We start from the raw sequence: 24,618 nt of genomic DNA, 5'->3' as shown, positions 1-24,618 counted from the left end.
CAACACGATTGCATGCCGGTGGCGTGCTGAACGTGAGGCCTGGACCCTCATCGCCGAAGGAAAGGACAGCATGTCTACGCGCCGCGACTTCCTCACATACGCGTCACTGGGCGCCTTGCTCATGCCACTGGGCAGGGACGCCCTCGCGGCCGATACAGCCGCCCCGTCCAGTACTTTTTCCTTCGAAGGCTTGATCGAACAGGCACAAGCCGATGCCTTGAAACCCTACACCTACCCCAGCACCGCATCGGCCGCGCTGCTGGCGCGACTCGACTACGCCGCCCATGGCCAGATCCGCTTCAAACCCGAGCACGCCCTGTTCGCCAAAGGCCCCGGCAAGTTCCCTGTGACATTTTTTCACTTGGGGTCGTTTTTTCGCACGCCCGTCAGGCTGTATGTGCTGGACAACGGCATCGCCCGCGAGATCGTCTACGACCCGGCGCACTTCGATATGCCGGGCGACAGCCCGGCCCATGCCCTGCCCCGTAACAGCGGGTTCGCCGGTTTTCGTATCCAGGAAAGCCGCCTGGGCGACCAGGCCAGGCTGGCGTGGCAACAGAACGACTGGGTGGCCTTTCTTGGCGCGTCGTACTTCCGGGCCATCGGCGAGTTGTACCAGTACGGCCTGTCGGCACGGGCGATTGCCCTGGATGTGGCACAAGCCGGCAAGGCCGAAGAATTCCCCGACTTCACCCACATCTGGTTCGAGCCGCCAAAGAACCAGCACACAAACACCATGACCCTCTACGCGCGTCTCGACGGCCCCAGTATCTGCGGCGCCTACCGTTTCGAGATCCACCGCACACAGGGCGTGGTCATGGACATCGACTGCACGTTTTTCCTGCGCAAGAACGTCAGCCGGCTGGGCATTGCGCCGCTGACCTCGATGTTCTGGTTCAGTGAAACCGCCAAGCGCACCGCCGCCGACTGGCGCCCCGAGGTCCACGACAGTGACGGCCTGGGGCTCTGGACCGGCAACGGAGAACGTATCTGGCGGCCCTTGAACAACCCGCCACGCACCCTGGTTTCGGCGTTCAGCGACCGGCAACCGAAGGGCTTCGGCCTGTTACAGCGCGACCGTAATTTCGACCACTACCTCGATGGGGTGAATTACCAGCGGCGCCCCAGTCTGTGGGTCGAACCGTTGGGCGATTGGGGCGAAGGCAGCGTGCAACTGATGGAAAACGGCACCGACGACGAGATCCACGACAACATCGTCGCGATGTGGGTGCCCTCGGCCCCGGCGGAAGCGGGCAACCGCTATGCGCTGCGGTATCGCCTGCACTGGCTGGCCCGGGAGCCCTACGTTTCGCCACTGGCGGTGTGCGTGGCCACTCGCCTGGGCAAAGGCGGCTCACCGGGCGAGCCGCGCCCGCTGGGGGTACGTAAATTCGTGGTGGAATTCCAGGGCGCCCCATTGGAAAAACTCGCACCGGGGGTCAAGCCCGAGGCCGTGATCAGTTGCTCCAGAGGCGCCCTCAGCCGGGTCTTTACCGAAGCGGTGCCGGACGGCGTCGCCGGCCATTGGCGAGCACAGTTCGACCTGAACGTCGACGGCAAGGAGCCGGTGGAATTGCGCCTGTTCCTGCGCCTGGACGGCCAGCCGCTGTCAGAGACCTGGCTGTATCAGTACCATCCCTTCCATTCGGAATCGACGGCAATCGGTACCCCTTCAACGGCCGACACCGGCAATAGTCCATGAGGCTCGGCGGCCAATGGGCGCTGTTCTGCGTGGTGCTCAGTGTCAGCGGCAACGCTCTCCACGCCGGCGAGCAGGACCCCGTAGAGGCCTTGTTGCAGCAGATGACGCTGGAAGAAAAAGTCGGCCAACTCAGCCAGCTCGGCGTCCAGGACACACCTACAGGCCCGGTCATTGACCAAGGCGAGCTGGCGCAACTGCCCATGAACACCGTGGGCTCGGTCCTTGGCGCCTACGGCGTCGAACAGACCCGCCGGTTGCAGGAACACGTCGTCACCCGTTCGCGCCTGCCTATACCGTTGTTGTTTGCCTTTGATGTGATCCACGGGTTTCGCACTGTATTTCCCGTGCCGTTGGCGCAAGCCGCTGCCTGGGACCCTGACCTGGCACAACGGACCGCTCGCGCGGCGGCCGTTGAAGCGACGGCCAGCGGCATACACTGGACCTTCGCGCCCATGGTCGACATTGCCCGCGACCCGCGCTGGGGCCGTGTGGTGGAAGGCACCGGCGAAGATCCGTTCCTGGGCGCAGCGCTGGCCAGCGCCAAGGTGCGGGGGTTCCACGGCGCCGGGCCTGCCGACCCGTCATTTATGCTGGCGACCGCGAAACACTTCGTGACCTACGGCGCGGCAGAAGGCGGGCGCGACTACAACGTCGCCGACGTGTCGGAACGCACGTTGCGGGAAGTGTACTTGCCGCCTTTCCAGGCGGCCGTGGCGGCTGGCGTCGATGGGATCATGCCCTCGTTCAACGAACTGGCCGGGACGCCCCTGCACAGCAACACCGCGCTGTTGACCGGTGTGCTGCGCAATCAGTGGCGGTTCCGTGGCCTCATTGTCAGTGACTTCAACGCCATTTGGGAGCTGAGCCAGCACGGCATCGCCGGCGGTCCGGCCGACCGGGCACGGCTGGCGTTCAACGCCGGGGTGGACATCGACATGGTCAGCCAGACGTACCGCCAATACCTGCCCACCCTGGTGCGCACTGGCCAGGTTCCCCTGACCGCCGTGGATAATGCGGTGCGCCGTGTACTCCAGGCCAAGCAGCGCCTGGGACTGCTTGACGATCCCTACCGCTACAGCGACGAGGCGCGGCAACGGGCCAATGTCCTGACACCGCAGCACCGGGCACTGGCACGCGAGGCCGCACAGAAGTCCATCGTATTGTTGCAAAACACCGACGCCCTGCTGCCGCTGTCCAAGCACCTGCGCAACGTGCTGGTGGTCGGCAGCCTGGCCACGGACGCCGAGGCCACGATCGGCCCCTGGGCCTTGGCGGCTCATCCCGAAGATTCGATCACGGTCTTGCAGGGCATACGCCGTGCCGTCGCCCCTGGCACCGAGGTGGTTTACCTGCCCGGCGCTTCGCCCATCAGCACCGAGACGCAGAACCTCAACGAGGTCCGGCAGGCCGCCCGCCGCGCCGAAGTGGTGGTCGCCGTGCTCGGCGAGCGCGCCGATCAGAGTGGCGAAGCCCGCAGTCGCGCGGACCTGGGCCTGCCGGGTGCCCAGGAAGCGCTGTTGCGTGCCCTGCTGGACAGCGGCAAACCCGTGGTCATCCTGTTGATGAATGGCCGCCCGCTGGTGCTCTCGCAAAACGTGCGCCAGGCGCCGGCGCTGCTGGAAACCTGGTTTCTGGGCAGTGAGATGGGCCATGCCGTGGCCGATATCCTGTTTGGTGACGTCAACCCCAGCGGCAAACTGCCGATCACGTTCCCGCGCAACGTGGGGCAGATCCCCCTCTACTACGCGCACAAAAGCACCGGGCGTCCGCCCAGCGGCGATGAAAGGTATACCTCCGGCTACATCGATGAACACTGGACGCCGCTGTATCCCTTCGGCTTCGGCCTGAGCTATACCTCGTTCAGTTACTCCGCACCGCGGCTCAGCACACAGCGGCTGGCTTCCACCCAAGTGCTGAGCGTGGCGGTCACCGTCACCAATACCGGAGCGCGCCCAGGCGAAGAAATCGTGCAGTTATACCTGCGCGATGATGTCGCCAGCGTGACCCGCCCGGTTCGCCAACTACGCGGTTTCCGCAAAGTGCAGCTGGCGCCCGGCGAGGCGCGGGAGCTGACCTTCACCCTTGACCAGGCAGACTTCGCCCTGCTGGACAGCAACTTTTCGCCGGTGATTGAGGCCGGTACGTTCACCGTCTTCGTCGGGGCAGATTCGACCACCGAAAACCAGGCCCGGTTTGAACTGACCGATAGCCGCGCCTTGTCTATTTCGGGCCAGTCCGTCCCATCACCGGGATCAAACTGAGTACACCTGCAGGTTGTCTGGCGTTTCGTTACTGGCGCAGAATGCCGGATCGACCTGAGAGTCCGAACCCAAGGAAACCGTATGAGCCTGTCCTTGCTAAGCCGCTACGCCTTCTTTGCCGTGTGCGTCATTTTCACCCTCGCCAGCCTGCCCTTTATCCAACACGAATGGCTGTGGCCCATCACCCTGGTCACCGGCGTGTTGAGCCTGATCGGTATTTTCGACCTGTTGCAAAGCCCCCACGCGGTGCGCCGCAACTACCCGATCCTGGGCAATATCCGTTATCTGGTGGAAGCTATCCGCCCGGAAATCCGCCAGTACCTGCTGGAGTCCGACAGCGACGCCCTGCCCTTCTCGCGCTCGCAACGATCCCTGGTGTACTCGCGAGCCAAGAACGAAACCGCCGACAAACCCTTCGGCACCCTGATCGATGTGTACCAGCTGGGTTTCGAATTTATCGGCCACTCCATGCGCCCCGCGCCCCTGAGCGACCCCAGCGCCTTTCGCGTGATGGTCGGCGGCCCGCAATGCACCCAGCCGTATTCGGCGTCGGTGTTCAATATCTCAGCGATGAGCTTTGGCTCGTTGAGCGCCAATGCGATCCGCGCGCTCAACCAAGGCGCCAAGCTTGGCAATTTTGCCCATGACACCGGCGAAGGCAGCATCAGCCCCTATCACCGCGAAAACGGCGGCGACCTGACCTGGGAATTGGGCAGCGGCTACTTCGGCTGCCGCACCAGCGACGACCGCTTCGACCCGGAGCGCTTCGCCGCGCAGGCGCAGAACCCGCAGGTGCGCATGATCGAAATCAAGATGAGCCAGGGCGCCAAACCCGGCCACGGCGGCATCCTGCCCAAGCACAAGGTGACTCAAGAGATCGCCGAAACCCGCGGCATCCTGATGGGCGAAGACTGCATCTCACCGTCACGTCACAGCGCGTTCTCTACCCCCATCGAGTTGATGCAATTCATCGCCCAATTGCGTGAACTGTCCGGCGGCAAGCCGGTGGGCTTCAAGTTCTGCCTGGGCCACCCGTGGGAGTTCATGGGCATTGCCAAGGCCATGCTCGAAACCGGCATCCTCCCGGACTTTATCGTCGTCGACGGCAAGGAAGGCGGCACCGGCGCCGCGCCCGTGGAGTTCACCGACCATATCGGCGTGCCGCTGCGCGAAGGCCTGCTGTTCGTGCACAACACCCTGGTAGGCCTGAACCTGCGCGACAAGATCAAGCTGGGGGCCAGTGGCAAGATCGTCAGCGCCTTCGATATCGCCAGCGTGTTGGCCATTGGCGCCGACTGGGCCAACTCGGCGCGGGGGTTTATGTTTGCCATTGGCTGCATTCAATCGCAGTCGTGCCACACCAATAAGTGCCCGACCGGCGTCGCCACCCAGGACCCGTTGCGCCAACGTGCCCTGGTGGTACCGGACAAGGCCCAGCGGGTGTTCAACTTCCACCGCAACACCCTCAAGGCCCTGGCCGAAATGCTCGCGGCGGCAGGCCTGGATCATCCGTCGCAGCTGTCGGCCAAGCATCTGGTACGACGCATGTCGGCCACCGAGATCAAGCTGTTCTCGCAGTTGCATGTGTTCCTCAAGCCTGGCGAGTTGCTCACCGGCGAAGTGAATGGCGAGTTCTATTCGCGCATGTGGCAGATGGCGCGGGCGGACAGTTTTGAGCCCCATGAAGTCGCCGCTGCTTAAGGACCCAGATCGTGTTGAAAGTCATCGCCGAAGATTTCATCAAACCCGAATACCTCGACACCGTACGTCCCTGGTACGCCGAACTGGTGGAAAAAACCCGCCAGGAACCGCTGTGCATCGCCTACGATCTGTTTGTCGATCAGAAAGACCCAGGGCACTTCATTTTCATCGAGCAATGGCCCGACCAGGCCGCGCTCGACACCCATTGCCAGACCGAACACTTCACCCGGCTGGTGCCGCAGATCAATGAGCACCAGGCCAAGCCGTGCAAAGTGCTGCTGATGGATGCGTTCTGACCCACCTCTTCCCCGCTGAACCGGACCACCGACGGCATCGTAGAAACAAGGAGATTCACATGCCGTTACTGGACTTCGCTGCACTCGCCGGGCAACTGCCTGACAGCTGGAAATCGATACGCCTGGGCCAGGTCGGCCCGGCGCGGATCAAGGTGTTGCGCATGGATGAGCAGGCTTACGAAGAAGAGGTGCACGACTACAACGAAGGGCTACTGGTGATCAGCGGCCATTTGCTCCTGAGCATCGCTGATGAAGAGATCCACGTAGAGACCGGCCAGATGTACCTCGTGGAAGCAGGCACCGCTCATGCCGTACTTCCAGGTAGCCAGGGCACCCTGGTGATCATTGACGCCTAGAGACATTCAGTAATACCCAACCTTTGCAATTGCTTACAAATACCGCCAACCTGCGCCCGCCCGACGTGCGGCGTACGACAACCTGCGCGCTCACCGGTCATTACTAAACCTTTTGTTCAAGAGCCCGCTGCCATGCTGAACGGACGCGACCCGCGCATCGATTTTTTTCGGGGCCTGGCGTTGATCTTCATTTTCTGGGATCACGTCCCCCACAACCCCCTCGGCCAGATCACCCTGCGCAACTTCGGCTTCAGCGATGCTGCGGAAGTCTTTGTGTTTCTGGCCGGCTACGCCTCGGTACTGGCCTACAGCAAGGTCTTGCAACGCGAAGGCTACTGGATGGCCTGCCTGAAGATCCTGCGCCGCGCCTGGGTGCTGTACGTGGTGCATATCTTTTTGCTGGCGATGCTGATGGGCATCGTGTTCTTCGCCAACAGCAAGGTGGAAACCCGCGACCTCGTCCAGGAAATGGGCCTGACGCACTTCATCACCAACCCGCAACAAGCCTTGACCGACGAGTTGCTGCTGCGCTTCAAGCCCAACCTGATGGACCCGCTGCCGTTGTATATCGTGCTGCTGGCGGGGTTGCCGCTGGTGTTGCCGCTGCTGCTGCGCCACACCTGGCTGGTGGTGGCCGCGTCGGCGACGGTGTATCTGCTGGCGCCGTGGATGGGCTGGAACCTGCGGGCGATTGCCGACGGCGTGTGGTACTTCAACCCGGTGACCTGGCAGTTCCTGTTTATCCTCGGTGGCGCGGCGGCGCTGCAGGCCAGTCAGGCGCGCCCGCCGGAACAGCGCCCGCTCAAGCGCCAGCCGTTGTTCATGGCGGCGGCGGTGTACACCGTGGTGGCGTGTGTGCTGACCCTGTCATGGCGCTGGCCCGAGGTGCATGACGCGCTGATGCCGTCGTGGCTCAGCGACCTGATCTACCCCATCAGCAAGACCGACCTGTCGCCGCTGCGCCTGCTGCACTTCCTGGCCCTGGCCTATGTCACCGCCAAGCTGTTGCCGGGTCGCGGCTGGACGCAAACCTGGTGGGCGCAACAAAGCTGTCGCATGGGCCGCTACTCCCTGGAGGTGTTCTGCCTCGGCGTGCTGCTGGCGCCGCTGGCGGACATGCTCAACGCCCAGGTCGAGGATGCCTGGCCGATGCAGGTTTTCAGCGCGTTGCTGGGCCTGGCGCTGATGGCCGGGCTGGCGGCGTGGCTGGAGTTCAACAAGCGCCTGGACCTGGCGCTGCGCGGCGAAGCGCCGGCCCTTAAATAGATAGCCCCAGCGCCGGCATGCGCGGTGCTTCCATCTGCCCTCCACTTATCGTGAAAGGTAGAGCGCATGCCGACTCAACAATTACTCAACGGCCTGTCCGGCAATCTGCAATCGAGTACCTCCTGGACCCAGCAACAGGCACTGGAGCTGATCCAGCGCAACGTGATCCAAGCCTTGGATGGCCTGGACGACGAGGAAAAGCGACGTTTCGTAAACCTGCAACGCCAGGCCCTCGCGGCCTTGACGGCAGTCGAGACCGAGAAAGAACGGGTCGTAAGTGCCTTCAAGACCAAGGGCCTGGCGCAATTGCGCGACAGGATCGGCGGGCGCGACCCGGAACAGTACCGCTTCGAAACCACCTACCTGGAAAAAGTGGAACAACCCTTGCCATGGGAGCGGCGAACCGGCAGCCACATCCGAGTGCCGCGTCGTTCGGATATGGACCTGCGCCATATCGAACACGTCAAGAGCCTGTCGCTGTGGGAGGCAGCTTGCGTGAACTTCGGCTTCACCGCGTACGCTCGCACGGATTCCGGCTATACCCTGATTGATGCCAGCCGCGTGGTCGGTCCCGACGGCGACCGAAGCCTGAGTGCCCGCGAGTTCATCGGCATCGCCCGCGAGCTGGACCTGGGTCACCAACTGCACGTTACGATCCGAGCCACGCTGGGCGAGCATGGCACGCTGCGTCAATTGATGAATGACGCCGCGCAGGCCCTGCTGCAGTTCGATGTATTAGACGCCTGGCGCAACCGCGCCCACAACGGTTTGACCCGCACGATGTATGAGCGCCTCAGGGCATCGATCGACGGCAGCGGGACGCAGCTGTCGATCGAGAGCCTGAGCCTGACCTCAGGCGTCACGCCCATTGTCTCCGTGCCGTTCGTGGCGTGGGAGAGTTACATTCCCGTGCCCTTGATGCTGATCAAGATTGCCAGCCTCGGGGTGCTGTCCTATTTTCCTTTCCGCCCTGGCGGCGCGTTTCGCTACCACGACGATGCCCGCTCGGCAGAAGCCGACTTTCGTCAGCAACTGCTGGACAGTCACCAGCAAGGCGACCTCGGCTGGTTTTCCCGGCAGTTGCCCTTGGTGGGCTTGTCGGCCTTCCAGTCATTGCTGACCCAGGAAAAACGCCCCGAGGGCATGAACTGGCTGGCGGGCACACTGTACGACGGGTTTCACAACGCCTTCCCGGAACGCACACTCAACGATATCCGCTTCGCCACCGACCCGCATGCCGGCCCCGCCGAGACATTGCGCCAAGCCCTGGCATATCGTCAGTTGCAGCGTTGCCAGGCCGACATGGACACCCTCGCCAGCAGCCGCTCCGAAGCCGATTGGCAAGCCGTCAAGGATGCCGCCGCCGCCATTGCATCCGAAGTCCTGCAACTGCTGCTGACCCCCCTGCCCGGTGGCGTCACGGGCATGAACCGAATCATGCAACTGGCGGTGCTGGGCAGCATGACCTACAGCGTCAGCGTCGGCCTGAATGAAGCCGCCAAGGGCGACGCCAGCGGCTTTGCCTCGACCCTGACCGACGTCGCCGACCTGGCAATCAGCGGACGCCTGATCAATGTCGCGGGTAAAGCCCATCGCCAACGCATGCTCGAACACCTGCAACGGCTGGGCAACCCCCGCAAGGTCACGCGCCCCGACGGCGTGGATGAACTGTGGAAGGCCGACCCAGGCCCTTATGCCCATGATCGGCAATACCTACTGGATGGCAAAAGCGCCGATGCCCTGGGCGTGTTCACCGTACACGGCAAGCAATACGTCAAGCTGCATCATGAAGGCCAGACCCTGGTAGCCGAAGTGAGCCACGAGGTGCCAAGCCTGCGCTACGTGCTCAAGAGTGGTCGCAGCAGCTACAAGCCACCCATTGTGTTCGAGCCCGCGCTGCAGGCCTGGACCTTCGACCTGCACAACGCTCATACCCTCTCGGATATCCAATTGCTGCAACGGATGCTGCCCAACGGTTCGTCGGTCATCCATCAGCTCGACCTGGAACGCATGCTGCGCAGCACCGCAACCACCCGCACCACCCTGGATCGGGTCTGGCGTGGCGAACCGGCACCGTTGAACCTGATCGAGGGCGTACGGCGCCTGCAGGCTGACCAGGTGATCCAGCAGATCATCGAACGTTTCCCTGAGCCCGGTTACCTGCCGCCCTACGGTGACAGCCTGGTGCTGTGCCTGCTGACCCAACTGCCGGACTGGCCCGCCAGCCTGCTGCTGAGCATCAGCGACCCGCAACGCAGCGTGATCGAAACCTTCGGCAACCTCGAGCACACGGTGGCCGAGTCAAAGACCCTGACCCTCATCCGCAGTGAAGACAGTGGCTACCAGGTCGAAGGGGATCGTGGCCAGCCGCCCTATCGGGCCGAGCCGCTGTTGAGCCTGATCATCAGCCTGCAACCGGCCCACTCACGGCTGGGCCTGGCGGATCAGGCCGACGCCTCGCCCGAACAGCGGATCATGAGCGTTCGCCGGGACGTGGCCGCGCTGGCGAGCCGTGAGCGGATGGCGTTGTTCGCGGCAATCTTCAGCTATGCCGGGTATGAAAAAAGTGAACCACTCCCGCCCATCAATGCCCGACGCTTCTTGCCCATCCAGGCATCGGCCCCGCTGGTGGCGGTCACGCCGCTGCTCAAGAAACTGCGCGATCTCAATCGCCCCTTGTCCCCAGCCTTGCTGGAACGCCTGCTGCAGCAGCACCCTCTGACACCGCGCCAACAGCAGGCCTACTTGCAGGAGGGGGCGCTGCCCAGCCACTTTCATGAAGAACTGGAAAACCACCGCATCGCCCTGCGTATCGACGCGGCAATCGACGGGCTTTATCACCCAAGGCCCTACAACACTGACGCCGACCAATGGGCCAGGGAGTTCGCATCGGCGCTGGTACGCCATCGGCTCAAGCGCGACTTCGTGATCACAGAAGTGCATGCCGGAGCCATCGCCACCCCCTATCGCTCCAGCGGCCCAGACGACCGAACCGTAGAGCTGCGGCACTCAGGCGACGGCGCCTATGAGGCCTACGACATGCGCAATGCCGGCACGATTGCCGTGTCCCCGGTCGTCGACAGTTTCTACCTGGCCATCGGCTCGGTACTGCAACCCCACGAGCACCAGGCGCTGGGCATGCACAGTGCGACCGATGCGCTGGGCCTGCGCCACACCCTGGGCGACTACATGAGCAGCCAACGCACCCCCGAAGGTTTTGTGAGCCTGGTCAACGGGTCACTGGCGCAGTACGAACACACATTGCCCTTGCCGCCCGCCCTGCAACCGGATGCCCAAGGTATTTTCCCCCTGGAAGGCCGCCACTACCTGCCGTTGTTCGGTTCTCTGTACCGCATCATCTATGATAAGCGCAGCTTTAAATGGCGGCTCAAGCACCCGCAGAAGGTCGGCGTCGACACCCCGACCCTGGAGCACAACGGTCACGGTGCCTGGCGCCTGTCCAGCGAGAACCCGATGAGCTGGGACGACCATAGCCTGCTCTATCGCCTGGGGGGCGATCACCACAGCTTCACCCAGGACATGTCCAAAAACATCCTCGCCCTGACCGACACCCCTGCCCACCTATTGCGCCAGGTTCACCGCTGCGGCCGTGCAGCGCCGCCATTGCTGGTCGACACCTGCAAACGCTTTCGGATCGACCAGGAAATCGACCAGTTCATCGACGCGATGTACGAAACCCCCATCGCCTCCAACGCCCGACCGGACTTGCAATTACTGGTGCTCTCCAGCCTGCCGGAATGGCCCGACAGCCACGTACTGCAAATTGTCGATGACAACCACCAGGTCACCCATCAATACCCGCAACGCAGCAGCCCGGACGACCTGACGGTGAAGATCACCGAATCCGACTTCAAAAACGCCAGGCTGCTGGAAAACATTATCACCCACGATGACGTGACCCTGGCCCTGCTCGGTGAATTGCCGACGACTCACGAGCAGCGCTTGTTCCAGTTGATCACCCGGATCGTCGAGTACACCGACCGGGAAAAGGCGCAGATCCTGCACTCGCTGTACCAACGCAGCGAGTCCGGGGGCAGCGAGTCGGTGCGACGGTTCAAGGCCAAGCATCCCGATCTGCCCACCAGCACCGTCACGGCGATTCTTGGCCACGCCTCGCCACGCGAACTCAAGCAACTGCATGAAAACAACCAATTGAGCCTGCGACTCGCGGAACAGGCGCGCTTGAGTAGCCACGACCTGCGACTGAACCGCGCCTATGAGGGCTTGCATGTGTCTGCCTGCGCCAATGCCGACAGCGACCGGATTATCCTGCATTTGCTCAAACTCCTGCCCACCTGGCCGAGGCATGTGCGCATCGATATTCGTGAACGGGACGAACAGGGGCGCCTGCTCAAAACGGCCGGTCATTTGGTAGGCACCTCGCGCAAGACCGTGGCCAAGACCCATCGTGGCTATCAGGCTTATGACGCCAACAGCGTGCCCCTTGGCCAACCTTCGAACGACTTGCTGAGGGTGATTCTCAGCACCTTGTCGGCGAGCGAGCAAACGGTCCTGGGCGTTACCGATGAAACCGGCATCACCGAACTGCGCCAGCAACTCGCCGATATCGCCCTGTCCCGCCGCGTAGAGATCAAGGGCCTGCTGGATATCCCGCACCTGCAACCCTGGATGCAACCGGCGATGGGCCTGGAGCGTTCGTTCCTGGTGTACCCGCTCTGGTCACGTTTCTGGCCGTTCAACGGCCCCAGGCCGCCGGACCTGGTGGCCAAGGTCCAAGAGATTTATCCGCGTTTCACCCGCGACGACGCGCGACAATTGATCCAGTCGCTGAACCTCAGTGAGCCGGCGGTGCTGATTGAGCTCGAACGTCGCAAGGCCGAGTACCAGGCCATGGACTTGGAGTTGCGGCGCTGGAGCGAGACCGCGCTGGATGAAGACAACGTGATCGACGACCCCGCCGGGCAGCGCCAGGCGCGGCGCCGCTACATTGCCGACCAATTGCGCCAGGCATGGCGGCGGGACAACAGGGCGGTCTACATCGCCGGGCTGTTCCACGTGTACTCCCTGGAGTTGCAACTGGACGATGGTGGCCTGCCACCCGCCTCGTTCATCACAGGTACCAGCGGTTTCAGCCATATTGAACACCTGCGGATTTCCGGCAATGCCTTCCCGTCTTCGGCGGTTGAATTCCTCGCTAAATTCAACCAGCTCAAGGCATTGCACCTCGATTGCCGGATGACCGAACTGCCCAGTGCAATTACGGATATGACCTCGCTCACCTACCTGGACCTGAACGACAACGACATCCGCTTGACCGAAGAGGCGGTACAACGCCTGGCAACCATGGTCAACTTGCGCGACGTGGACTTCAGCGACAACCCGGACCTGGCACTCGCCCCGGATGTCAGTCAAATGACCCAACTGCGCATCCTGCACCTGGGTAACACCGGCATCACGCAATGGCCCCGTGGCGCCAGTGCGCTGCCGTACCTGATGGAGTTGCACCTGCAGGAAAACCAGATCTCCACCATTCCAGAAGAAGTCTTCACCAACCCCTGGCTGCAAGCCGCCAATCGCAACACGCTCCTGCATGAAAACCCGCTGTCGGCACCGACCCTGGCGAGTATCGAAGCGTACCGGCTGGATACCGGCATTCGCCTGGGTGGCCAACTGCGTACGCCTCGGCATACGGCTGTGGCCGTCGACGACCTCAGCCAATGGCTGATGGGCGTGCCGCTCCAGGATGTACCGGCACGCAGAGCGCTGTGGGAGGGTTTGAAAACCAATGAGACGGCGAGTGCCGATGATGTGTTCCGGGTCTTGCAGGACCTGACGCGGACCTACGCCTACATCCACGGCGACACCCCAAGGAGAGCATTGACCCACAGAGTCTGGACCTTACTGAGCGCCATGGGCGAGTCGAGGCAACTGCGCGACACGGTATGCCTCAACACCTACGGCTCAGGCGACTGCGGCGACAGTGTGCTGCTGGCGTTCACCAACATGGAGTTGCATCACCGTATCCACCAGGCCAAGCAGCAACCCCGCAGTTACATGGCCGACAGGGCCTTGCTGGCGCTGGCCAAGAGTTGCTTCTACCTCAATCAGCTGGATCACTTTGCCGATCAGTTCATTCTTGAGCGTGAACGGGCCAACCTGACGGTCGACCCAGCCGAGGTAACGGTGTACCTGCGCGAAAAACTGGCCCGTGAGTTCGACCTGCCGTTTTATCCGCTGGAACTGCTGTACACCGTGAATGACTACGTCACGGACGAGGTGGTCAACACTGCGCGCAACACCCTGCTCCGGCTTGGCGAGTCGCCCGCCTTGCAGGAGTGGATCTTGATGAGCGAATTCTGGATCGAATATTTGGCAAGTAGCGAGCCGGAGCCGTTTCTGACCATCAAGGACACCATGAGCTACAAAGTCAGCGTGCTCGAGCAGCAACTGCCGGACAAGCGTTCGGATGCGTACCTGGAGCGCCGCCAGTCACTGGCCGAGGAAGAACGAAGTGAACATAACCGCCTGGTGCGGCAACTGACAGAAGGCACCCAACTGACCCTGCAACACGTCTGACCTGTGGCCTGCCTGTCGCAAGGGGCAGGCAGGCCATCGTTCAGGGGGTCATGCCGAGCGCGGCGAACCCTGGCCAGCCTGGGCCGGCTGCAGCTTGAACACATAGAACAACACGGTCAGCAGCACCAGGAACGCCGGGCCGATGTACAGCGCGATCCGGGTGTCCGGGAAGTAGGCCATCAAGCCGACCACCAGCACCAGGAACGCCAGCGCCAGGTAGGAACTGACCGGGTACAGCCACATGCGGTACTTGAGCCCGGCGCGCTCATCCGGGCTCAGGCCGCGACGGAACTTGAGCTGCGCCAGCAGGATCATCACCCAGGTCCATATCGCGCCGAAGGTGGCGATGGACGTCACCCACACAAAGACTTTTTCCGGCACCAGGTAGTTGAGCAACACGCCCAACAGCAACGCGCCTATCGACAACAACAGGGCGCGACGCGGCACGCCATTGCTGGAAGTGGTGGCGAACGTCGCCGGAGCCTGGCCGTTCTGTGCCAGGCTGTAGAGCATGCGACCGGTGCTGAAGATGCCGCCGTTGCACGACGACAGCGCAGCGGTGATCACCACGAAGTTGATAATGCCGGCGGCGGTCTTGATGCCCAACCGCTCGAACGTCATCACGAAGGGGCTGCCCTGGGTGCCGATTTCATTCCACGGGTAAATCGACAGGATCACGAACAACGCGCCGACATAGAACAGCAGAATCCGCCAGAACACCGAGCCGATGGCATTGGGGATGGTCTTCTGCGGGTTCTTCGCCTCACCGGCGGTCAGGCCGATCATCTCCACGCCCAAATAGGCGAACATCACCATCTGCAGCGACATCAACACACCCTGCACGCCGTTGGGCAGGAAGCCGCCGTGGGCCCACAGGTTGGAAATACCCAGGGCAACACCGTCATTGCCGAAACCGAAGGCAATGATGCCGACACCGCCGATGACCATCGCGATGATGGTGACGATCTTGATCAGGGCGAACCAGAACTCGAACTCACCGAAGGCCTTGACGGCGATCAGGTTGATGGTGCCCATGCTCACCAGGGCCGCCAGGGCCCAGATCCAGCGCGGTACATCGGGGAACCACACGCCCATGTACACCGCCACGGCGGTGATCTCGGCGACGCAGGTCACCAGCCACAGGAACCAGTAGTTCCAGCCGGTCAGGAAGCCCGCCAACGGGCCAAGGTAGTCTTGGGCATAACGGCTGAACGAACCGGCGACCGGGTTGTGCACGGCCATCTCGCCGAGGGCGCGCATGATCACCAGGATCGCCAGGCCGCCAATGATGTAGGAGAGCATGATCGCCGGGCCGGCCATCTCGATGGCCTTGGCCGAACCGAGGAACAGGCCGACACCGATACAGGCGCCGAGGGCCATCAGGCGGATATGCCGCTCACCGAGTTCGCGTTTGAGCGGGCCGCCAGAAGCGGTCTCGCCATGGGGCAGGTGGTTGCCAGCTGGCATGGGGATACAACCTCATTTTGTTATTGGATTGAACCACCGAGTGTTCAGCGCCACAGCGGGTCGCCGTGACGCTGTCCTAGCGGGCTCACCTCGTGGGTAAACCCGTCCGGCCGACACACCGGCCAGCTCAGGGGGCGTGCAGTATAGAAAGCCGCAAGCAGGGCTTTTCACTCAATAAGCAACAAAATTCAGCGAGATTCCTCGGCAAATGCCGCTTCTGCGGAGGGGCATCACCTGGGAACTGTAGGAATAGTCTGTCGCAAACGGCGGCGAGTATTGCACAGCATCGGTGCACCGTCATGCCCCTGCCCTGGTCGTATTTACCGGAGCTGGAGCGCTCTAGCCCGAGGGTCCGTATCGATCACCAGTCGCCGGTCCACTGCGGCGCATCGAAAAACAACCTGCGCGCCATCCTGAGGTTGATTTCGCCCCGATGGATCTCCAGAGTTTGCGTCACACGCCCGCTTTGCCCCGCCTGCATGCTGGCGAATGCCTGGGCACGGGCCTGGGCCTGGGACTGTTTGCCCATTCGATGTTGCGCGGGTGTCTTGAGGTGCGCAGCGGTGAAATGGTCGTCCGGCCCGGTCGGCCGTTCGTAGTGAAAATGCCCGTAGCACAGGGCCTGACGCGTTTGCGCGTCCATCACCACGTACGCTTGCAACCAGTCATTGGACCGTCCGGCGAGTTCGACCCGCGCCCCCTGGCGAAAGATGCGCGCTTCGTGATGACTGACCAGCACCTCCACCCCGGCCTGGGTCGGCAGGCGCGCCTTGATTGCAGCCAGGCGTGCCTGCAAACCTTGCTCGGACAAGCGGCTGGCGGCCGCGCGCAACTCATCGGCCTCGGTTGTGGCCCGGGCACGCTGCGTCGCGGCCAGGCGCTCCGGCACGCTGTGCAGCAACCGCTGCTGGATCGCCTCGGCGCACTGGCGCAACTTGTCGGCGCGCTGCTCCAGCAGGTCCTGCAACGACTGAGGCTCATTGGCCCGACTGGCCATTTTGAGTACCTCGGCGATGGCCTTTTCCACCGGTGCGCGTAACGCCTGCCCCTGTTCGACCAGCCGGCCCAGGTTGGGCAGCGGCCCAGGAAGCGCCGGGGCGGGTGCCTTGACCGGCTCCCAAATGCCATCGTCGGCCTGGGTAAACGTGGCGATCACCGCGTCCTGGGCATCCGTGACTTCGGCCACTTCCTGGGGATGCTCGCCGGTTGTCACTTTGACCTGGGCGACGTACATGTCCTGGTTGCGCACGCGAATGATTTTTTTCTGCCGAACCCGCGCACGTCCCACAGCAGGCGTCGCGGCGGCTGTCGGAACCAGCACCGCTGCCAGCTCACGCTGAACCTCCTTGTGCAATTGCGCGAGCAACTGTTGCAGCTTCTCCAGGTACTTGAGATCGAATCGCTCCGGGGCCATAGCGCGCCAGAACTCAATCCGATCATCGCTCAAGGCGTAGACACGGTCGAAACTCTCCAGCAACTCGGTACGCAGCTCCGCACTTTGCGGCGCCAGCTCGTCCAAGTGCGCCTGCGAGCCACTGGCCCAACGGGCGCGGTGAATGGTGTCGTCCAGGCTTTGAAAAAAACCTTCCTCCAGCGTCGGCCCTTCGGTATTGATCGCCACGGCCCACAAGGCGGTGACCTGCAGCGATTGCAGTTCGAGCACCGTCGGCGCGGACAACTCGCTCTCGCGCAAGGCTTGGGCCTTGTCCCGCCCATACTTGGGCACCTGACTCAGTTCATCCAGCAAACCCAGTTGCAGGCCGCGCCAGTCAATGGCTTGCTCATTACTGTCGGCCAACTGCCGCAGCCCCTCCATGATCTGCCGGTGGGGCTGCTGATAGATATCCAAAAGTGCCTCCTGCGCGCTCAGCGATTGCACCAGCTCCAGCAGCGGCACCAACCTGCGGTGGATCGCGACGGTCTGTTGGCGGGCGTGCTGGAGCAATAGCTGCAACGTGAGCGCCGTCCCTTCCAGCAACGTGGACAACTCTCTCGCATAACCGGGTCGGCGCCTGATGACCTGCAGCGCCCTGAGGCACTCCAGCTCAAGCAATGAGGCCTCGAGTTTGTTCTGAAGCTCCTGCACATAGCGAGCGCCCGCCGTGGCGCGATGCTGTTCGGTGACGCGCGTATCCTCACTGTCTCTAAGCATGCGGGCCGTGGTCAGGGCACGGTCTGCGGTTTCCCGGCGCTCGGTGGATTGGCGGTAATCCTGCTCCAGTTGCTGACGGCGTGACTCACTGTCAACCAGGCCGGTCGGGGTATCCGATTGCCCGCCGCGCAGGCGCAAGCCCAAGTCCACATCCCATGCACCGCCCCCCAGCGACTTGAGCCACGGCCCGTTCGCGCTACCGTCGGCGCTGACCACTCGCACGCGGTCACGGGCCACTTGCACGCGGTACACATGACCGCGCACCAACGCCTGCCAGTGGACCGGGGTCGACGCCGTATCCAGTAGCAAGCCTTCGTGTATCCCCGAAGCCTGTGCGCCTGGCAGCCGTGATGGCCAAGGTTGGGGCAAGGCCTTAAGACTCATACCCTCCAGCCGGGCGCGCAAGGACGGTGTGAGCGTATCGCGCGAATTACTCCAACTGAAGGGAGGCTGCAATTGCACGGTGGCAGGGCCAAGTATCACTGCGGGCGGACGCTGCATCGACGCTGGCGAAGCAAACGTTGAGGCTTGCTGGTCCAGCATCGCCGGCCACTCATGAGGCGAGGCCCGATGGGCCAGGATCATCACCAGATTGGTCAACAGGTCTATCACACCTTGGGTCTGCATGACCGAGTCGTTACTGGCCAATGCCGCCACATCCCGTTGGACACTGTCCATCACCTGCACCATCCAGCCCGCCAGCAGTGCCGGCCCCCGGACAAACGGCAGCAGTGTATTGAACAGCAACCAACCGCCGGCCTTTAACGTCCGCCAGCGTTGCTGAGCATTGGACACCGACTGAGCCTGGGCCAGGCTGACCAACGCCTGGGCAGTCGAGACAAACAGGCCAGGCAACGGGTCGCCTTCCTCCAGCCGCTTACTGAGCTGTGCCGGCGCTGGCCGATCCGGCACGCTGAACTCATCACCGGCCAGAAAGTGCGCGACATGCGGTTCCTGGAAACCACCGTTGGCATACACCGGCTGGCGGGCAGGGGCCATCCAGGCGAGGACACTGTCGTGCAATTCCCCTGGCGTCTTGATGGCCTCCAACAACGCCTGCTGCGACTCGAACTCACGCAGGCTTGGGGTCGACAACGGCCGGTACAACAGATGCGGCCCGTGCTCGGTGTCACGTGGGCCGATCACGTAAAAACCGACCACCTCGTCCGCCGTCGCAGCTGGCGTGGCCTTGAATGCCAGCGACCACATACCCGCCGCGCGTCCATCCGCACTGGCCTGGACGGCCGCCTCCACCAACCGGTAACCGGCCTGGCTCAAGCCGCCCTCGCGTTTGAGCTTCAGCTCCAGCGCCAGCAGCGGCAGTTGCGCCCGCAGTTGCCGACTGAACAGCTTCTCGCGGCGGGCCGATTCAATCGGGTCGTCGATCAGTTTTTTGCGCAACAGGTCGGGGTACGCCTGGCCGACGTCCGTCTCGGTCACGCAGCCGGTCAACAAAGAGGCGCTCAACCAAGCGGGCGCCACGTCGCCGTTGAGTTTTATCCGGGACGGCGCATGGGGGAAACCGCCGAGGTTTTCCAGGGCCAGCTCCGTCAGCGTGAGTGTCACCCGGTGGGCATCACCACTGGTAAAACCGCCTGGCAACATCACCGCCGTGACAAGGCTGTAGGTCAGTTCAATGTGATCCGGGCTGATCGCCTTGGCGCGGGGCTCCTTCTCCAGGCAGTGCGTCAGGGCCTGGGCGGTGAACGTGCGAATCGGCGCGATACCGTCGAGAAAGGTGTGCCCCGCCGCCGCTGTTTGCGCAGCGACCAGCCCCTGTAGCAGGCGAGCATAGGCCAGGCTGTCGTCCGGCGAAGCATGGATGAGCCAGAGCGGTAATCGATCTTGCAAGCGTTGCTGTTCAGGTGTGAGGGCCGACTCGAACCAACGATGGGGGTCAGTCACGTAGTCCAGCATTGCCTGGCACTGCTCGGGCGTACGTGATACTGAGCGGTCGATTGCCATGACTTCGGCGCTCTGCTGTTGGGCAAAGCAGGCCGCCAACGCATCGAACGGGTCGCCGGGTAGTTCCTCGACAAACCACTCCACGGCCCCGTGTGCCAGCGAGGCGCTCACGAACCCGGGGATCAGGGGTTCGATATCCTCCAACTGTTGCAACGGATGAATCCCCGTGGCGGGACTGAACACGAGCAGCGTGCGCAGTTCGGCCCCCAGCAGCCGGTGATCAAGGATCAATACCGGCACCATGTCAGGGGGTTGCGTGCTCTGGCCACGGCGCACCGACAGCGTACGTACCGTCAACGTCTCACCCTGCGAACGCCACGTACGATCAGGTCGGCTGGGGTGCAGCGCCTGACGTGGAAACAGCCGTGAAAAGTGCTCTGCACTCATGCCCGCAGGCATCTGGCATTCATACAGCAACCCCACTAATTCATCGGACAACTCAGCCCAGCGGCTCGTCCCCTCCCCTCGCGGTGCCCCCCACCAATCCCGCAAACGTGCGAGCCAGGCATCCAACAACTCGCCTCCCGCGTGGTTGACCAGCCGTTCCAGATCGACCAGCCCCGGCCCGCCCTGCACGTAGACCTCCCGTTGATGCTGCATCACCTGGTGAAAGTCTTCGACATACCGAACCGGTCGCGCACGGGCCAGGCGCGCCAGCACTTCGTCGGCCAGTGCACTGTAGCGATAACCCTGACCTACAGGTATGCCAATGGCGAGGTGTGCGGCGGCATAGTGCAAGGAAGGGTACTGCCGATCCAGTGCCGCCTGGATCTGGGCCTGCGCTACCGTACGCAAGCTCGGCACAGAGGAAAACGTATTGACGATCCGCTCGATGCGCGCACGCCGCAACGTGGGCACAGGGGGGGTTTGAGACATGAGGGAGCTCCTGGTAACGGACACCGGAAATCGGTCCGATTGACCTCGCAGGCTATGGCTTGCCTTCCACGCACCTGCGGTAGCCCGCTAGGGGTTTGCGACAAATCCCTTGTCTGCCTCAATCAACGTCTACGCTTGAATCAAGTCCGATCAATCTGCGTGAATGGATCAATCGACTATGGGCGCTTTATGGCAAACCGATTCACCCAAGGCTGCTGGCCCCGCCGACAGCCTGGATGAACAGCCATTGCCGCAAAGCCCCCGCAAGCGGCGGTATGCGTGGCGAATGGTCTGGTTACTGCTGCTGATCGGCCTGATCGCGCTGGGGTTTGCCGCCCATCGGGAAATGCGCACGGCCCACTGGCAAGCCCGAGAGTTAAGCCGTCTCGCCCACGCGTTGAGCTATACGGTACAACCCGGTGCCAGCGACGCCATTGTCTATCCCGGCGACGGTCCGTTCGACCGGCGCCTGGGCTACAGCGCCCTGGGTGAGTTCCTGCCGCGCCTGCTCAAACGCAACTACCTGATCGAACGTCAGGCACGCTTCTCCACGGCGCTGATCGACTACAGCGATCACGGCCTGTTCATTCCCTACCGCGAGAAAATCCAGGCTGGTCTGACGATTACCGATTGCCGGGCCGCCCCGGTGTACCGCTTCAATTACCCGCAACAGGCGTACCCGCGTTTCAGCGCCATCCCGCCCGTGATCGTCAGTAGCCTGCTGTTTATCGAGAACCGCGACCTGCTCGACCCCGACCAACCCCAAGCCAACCCCGCCGTGGATTGGCCACGTTTTGCCAAGGCCGCGTGGTCGCAGGTCGCACGCTTGCTGCACCTGCCTGGCCAAAGTGCCGGTGGCAGTACCCTGGCCACGCAATTGGAAAAATACCGCCACTCACCCGATGGGCTGACCCTGAGCGGTGGTGAGAAAATCCGCCAGATGATTTCCGCCAGTGTACGGGCGTATCAGGGCGGGCCGGACAGCCTGCAAGCACGTCAGGATGTGGTGCGCGACTACCTCAACAGCGTGCCGCTGTCGGCGGTGCCCGGCCACGGCGAGGTGCATGGCCTGGCAGAAGGACTGCGGGTCTGGTATGGCGCCGACTTCAACCAGACCAACGCCCTGCTCGCCAGTGACGACCCGCAAACGCTCAAGCAAAAAGGCCTGGCCCTGCGCGAAGTGTTGTCCCTGATGATTGCCCAGCGCCGCCCGTCTTACTACCTCGCCAAGGGCCGTGCCGACCTGGAGCAACTGACCGACAGTCATCTGCGTTTGCTGGCGCAGAACGGGGTGATTGAGCCAGGGCTGTCCGAGGCCGCACTCGCCAGCCGGGTCACGTACCGGGACTGGCAGCAGCAGCCCACGGTCCAGCCCATCGAAAGCAACAAAGGCATCAACGTTGCCCGCAGCCGCCTGGGTTCCCTGCTCAACCGGCCGCTGTATGACCTGGACCGCCTCGACCTGTCCGCCACCAGCACCCTGCACAGCGACCTGCAAACCCAGGCCACCGACTACCTCAAACGCCTGGCAGACCCGGCCTTCGCCGGCCAACTGGGGCTACTCGGCCCGCGCCTGCTGACGCCCAGCAGCACCGCCCAAGTGCACTACAGCTTCACCCTGTATGAGATGACGCCCGACGGTGCCCGCGTACGGGTGCAGACCGACAACACCGACCAACCGTTCGACATCAACGAAAGCAGCAAGCTGGAACTGGGCTCCACCGCCAAGCTGCGGGTACTGACCACCTACCTGCAAATCATCAGCGAGTTGCATGATCGATACGCCGGCCAGCCGCCCGCTGCGCTGAAAAAAATCGAGATCGATGACCAGGATCGCCTGTCCCGCTGGGCCCTGGATTACCTGGCGCAGAACAGCGACCAGAGCCTGCCGAAGATGCTCGACGCAGCCCTTGATCGGCAATATTCGGCCAGCCCCGGCGAAAGCTTTTTCACCGGTGGCGGCCTGCATCACTTCCACAACTTTCGCAACGAAGACAACGGCCGCAGCCCGACCCTGCGTGACGCCCTGCGCGAGTCGATCAACCTGCCCTTCATCCGCCTGATGCGCGACCTGGTGCGCTACAGCACCTACCAGGCCCCGGGCAACAGCGCGCAATTACTCAAGGACGACAGCGACCCACGGCGCCAGGAATACCTGGCCCAGTTCGCCGACCGCGAGGGCACGACGTTTTTGCTGCGCTTCTGGAAAAAATACCGCAACAAGGACACCCAGGCCCGGCTCAACACCTTCCTCGACGGCCTGCACCCCACCGCCATCCGTCTGGCGGCCGTGCATCGCTACCTGCTGCCCCAGGCCAGCCAAGAGAGTTTCGACCGTTTCATCCGCTCCCACCTGAGCGGCAGCAAGACCAGCGAAAAACTCAGCGACGAGCGCCTGCAAAAACTCTACCTGAGCTACGGCCCCGGCGCCTACGACCTGCCGGACCAAGGCTATATCGCCAAGGTTCACCCACTGGACCTATGGCTGCTCGGTTACCTGCTCAACCATCCCGACGCGACCTTTACCCAGGCGGTCGCGGCCAGCGAGCATGAACGCCAGGAAGTCTATGGCTGGCTGTTCAAGAGCCGGCACAAAAGCGCCCGCGACAGCCGCATCCGCACCATGCTGGAGATCGAAGCGTTCCTGGATATTCATCAGCGCTGGAAAGCCGTCGGCTACCCCTTCGATCACTTGGTGCCGTCCCTGGCCACGGCCATCGGCAGTTCTGGCGACAAGCCCGCGGCCCTCGCCGAACTGGTGGGCACGATCCTCAATGACGGTGTGCGCCAACCGACCCTGCGCATCGACAGCCTGCACTTTGCCGCCGGCACACCTTATGAAACCCGCCTGATCAATGACCCGAATCGCGGCAAACGGGTGATGCCCAGCGAAGTGGCCACCGCCTTGCGTGGGGCCTTGTCGCAAGTGGTGGACGCAGGCACCGCCAAACGTGTCTCCGGCAGTTTCAAGTTGGCCGATGGCAGCCCCTTGGCGATGGGCGGCAAGACCGGCACCGGGGATAACCGCATCGAGGCGATTGGCGCGGGTGGGCGGGTCCTGAGTTCCAAGGCAATCAACCGCACCGCGACCTTTGTGTTTTACATCGGTGAACACCACTTCGGCACCCTGACTGCCTTTGTTCCCGGCAGCGGCGCGCAGAATTTCACCTTTACCTCAGCGCTGCCGGTGCAGGTGCTCAAGGGCATGGCGCCGGTGCTGATGCCCTATCTGCAACCGGGCAGCCATACCTTGTGCACCGCTGCTAGCCACTGATTTCGACGATTCTTTGGGTAGTGCCCTCTACCAGATAGAACCGATAAGTACGCCCGGCCTGTTTTTCAAAGCTGAACACCCGCCCCGGAAAAATATGATTCTTGGTGGTGGGGGCGCACGACGTTCGGTCATTGGCCGCGCAATCTTTGAACTCATCCACCACAACCACCGTATTCCCCGCATTGCGCAAGGTGTAACGCTGCCCGCCATTTTCGACCCGCGTATCGAAGCGGCTGTCCTTGGGCCGCACGAAGAACACGGTGCCGTAGCCAGCCATCACCTGCACACCGCCCACCAAGGTCTCTTCATAGGCTTTGCGCTCCTCATCGGTGACACCAAAGCCGTCGTCTTTCTCGGGCGCCACTGGCAGGTAACGTACCCGGAAATAGCGCTCGCTATCGCGCTCACCGATGAATACAAAACGTGTGCTCTGCATGCCATCGGCCGGCACGATCAGCCGCGCCGGGCTGGCGACCAGACCATTGCGCACGCTGCCGTCGGCTTCGAGCTTGAGCGGCACTTCGTCATAGCTGCCGTCGGGTTTGTAGAGCATTTCGGTGACGTTGACCTTGACGAAGGCAGTCTTGGTGCCGCCGTTGAAGACACGCTTGAGGTAGGTGCTTTTATCGCCACGCAAATAGTCGTAAAAGTCGCCAATGTTGATGTTCGGCCCGGCCTGGGCACTCAACGAACACACCATCAAGCCCAGCATTGCCGCTACACGTTTCATAACCCCTCCTTTAA

The 24,618-nt window shown here is 62.8% G+C and carries 11 protein-coding genes; 8 read left to right on the top strand and 3 right to left on the bottom strand.

What is annotated here, in order from left to right; translation table 11 throughout:
- Positions 1-121 precede the first annotated feature (121 nt).
- From BLW22_RS02915 to BLW22_RS02885, 7 genes are all read left to right on the top strand, one after another.
- Positions 122-1,702 carry an OpgD/OpgG family glucan biosynthesis protein gene (locus tag BLW22_RS02915; protein ID WP_235865566.1) on the top strand — a complete coding sequence of 527 codons (1,581 nt, stop codon included), beginning with the start codon at positions 122-124 and terminating at the stop codon, positions 1,700-1,702.
- Positions 1,699-3,963 carry a glycoside hydrolase family 3 N-terminal domain-containing protein gene (locus BLW22_RS02910; protein ID WP_074844048.1) on the top strand — a complete coding sequence of 755 codons (2,265 nt, stop codon included), beginning with the start codon at positions 1,699-1,701 and terminating at the stop codon, positions 3,961-3,963. The genes BLW22_RS02915 and BLW22_RS02910 overlap by 4 nt, the downstream gene beginning before the upstream one ends.
- Before the next feature lie 81 nt (positions 3,964-4,044).
- Positions 4,045-5,664, top strand: coding sequence for an FMN-binding glutamate synthase family protein (locus BLW22_RS02905; RefSeq protein ID WP_074844046.1), 1,620 nt, complete (start codon positions 4,045-4,047; stop codon positions 5,662-5,664).
- A gap of 11 nt (positions 5,665-5,675) precedes the next feature.
- Positions 5,676-5,960, top strand: coding sequence for a putative quinol monooxygenase (locus tag BLW22_RS02900; protein ID WP_065926552.1), 285 nt, complete (start codon positions 5,676-5,678; stop codon positions 5,958-5,960).
- 59 nt (positions 5,961-6,019) lie between these two features.
- On the top strand, positions 6,020-6,316 hold the full coding sequence (locus tag BLW22_RS02895) for a cupin domain-containing protein (protein ID WP_074844044.1): 297 nt from the start codon (positions 6,020-6,022) through the stop codon (positions 6,314-6,316).
- A 132-nt stretch (positions 6,317-6,448) separates the two neighbouring features.
- Positions 6,449-7,582, top strand: a complete 1,134-nt coding sequence (locus tag BLW22_RS02890) for an OpgC family protein (RefSeq protein ID WP_065948881.1) — start codon at positions 6,449-6,451, stop codon at positions 7,580-7,582.
- A gap of 66 nt (positions 7,583-7,648) precedes the next feature.
- Positions 7,649-14,140, top strand: a complete 6,492-nt coding sequence (locus BLW22_RS02885) for an NEL-type E3 ubiquitin ligase domain-containing protein (RefSeq protein WP_074844042.1) — start codon at positions 7,649-7,651, stop codon at positions 14,138-14,140.
- A 48-nt stretch (positions 14,141-14,188) separates the two neighbouring features.
- Here the strand turns inward: BLW22_RS02885 and BLW22_RS02880 are convergent, their stop codons facing one another.
- Together BLW22_RS02880 and BLW22_RS35180 are read right to left on the bottom strand one after the other, a co-directional pair.
- A complete protein-coding gene (locus tag BLW22_RS02880; protein ID WP_065926556.1) occupies positions 14,189-15,607 on the bottom strand; it encodes an amino acid permease in 1,419 nt (472 codons plus the stop codon).
- 361 nt (positions 15,608-15,968) lie between these two features.
- Positions 15,969-20,600, bottom strand: a complete 4,632-nt coding sequence (locus BLW22_RS35180) for a sbcc family protein (protein ID WP_074844040.1) — start codon at positions 20,598-20,600, stop codon at positions 15,969-15,971.
- Positions 20,601-20,778: 178 nt separating this feature from the next.
- Between BLW22_RS35180 and BLW22_RS02870 the strand changes: the two genes are divergently transcribed.
- Positions 20,779-23,874, top strand: a complete 3,096-nt coding sequence (locus BLW22_RS02870) for a transglycosylase domain-containing protein (protein ID WP_074844038.1) — start codon at positions 20,779-20,781, stop codon at positions 23,872-23,874.
- On the opposite strand, the gene BLW22_RS02865 is transcribed toward BLW22_RS02870, so the two are convergent.
- Positions 23,864-24,604: a pilus assembly protein gene (locus tag BLW22_RS02865; protein ID WP_065926559.1), complete on the bottom strand. Its 741-nt coding sequence runs from the start codon at positions 24,602-24,604 to the stop codon at positions 23,864-23,866. The genes BLW22_RS02870 and BLW22_RS02865 overlap by 11 nt on opposite strands.
- Between the last annotated feature and the right edge of the window lie 14 nt (positions 24,605-24,618).

This window comes from Pseudomonas marginalis (assembly GCF_900105325.1).
In the GTDB taxonomy this organism is placed as follows: domain Bacteria; phylum Pseudomonadota; class Gammaproteobacteria; order Pseudomonadales; family Pseudomonadaceae; genus Aquipseudomonas; species Aquipseudomonas marginalis.
Note: the sequence above shows the minus strand (reverse complement) of the source record. Positions and strands in the feature narration are given on the sequence as shown.

Coding starts and splice junctions, on each gene's coding strand:
- BLW22_RS02915 (WP_235865566.1), top strand. CDS start 122: ATGCCACTGGGCAGGGACGCCCTCGCGGCCGATACAGCCGCCCCGTCC.
- BLW22_RS02910 (WP_074844048.1), top strand. CDS start 1,699: ATGAGGCTCGGCGGCCAATGGGCGCTGTTCTGCGTGGTGCTCAGTGTC.
- BLW22_RS02905 (WP_074844046.1), top strand. CDS start 4,045: ATGAGCCTGTCCTTGCTAAGCCGCTACGCCTTCTTTGCCGTGTGCGTC.
- BLW22_RS02895 (WP_074844044.1), top strand. CDS start 6,020: ATGCCGTTACTGGACTTCGCTGCACTCGCCGGGCAACTGCCTGACAGC.
- BLW22_RS02890 (WP_065948881.1), top strand. CDS start 6,449: ATGCTGAACGGACGCGACCCGCGCATCGATTTTTTTCGGGGCCTGGCG.
- BLW22_RS02885 (WP_074844042.1), top strand. CDS start 7,649: ATGCCGACTCAACAATTACTCAACGGCCTGTCCGGCAATCTGCAATCG.
- BLW22_RS02880 (WP_065926556.1), bottom strand. CDS start 15,607: ATGCCAGCTGGCAACCACCTGCCCCATGGCGAGACCGCTTCTGGCGGC.
- BLW22_RS35180 (WP_074844040.1), bottom strand. CDS start 20,600: ATGTCTCAAACCCCCCCTGTGCCCACGTTGCGGCGTGCGCGCATCGAG.
- BLW22_RS02870 (WP_074844038.1), top strand. CDS start 20,779: ATGGGCGCTTTATGGCAAACCGATTCACCCAAGGCTGCTGGCCCCGCC.
- BLW22_RS02865 (WP_065926559.1), bottom strand. CDS start 24,604: ATGAAACGTGTAGCGGCAATGCTGGGCTTGATGGTGTGTTCGTTGAGT.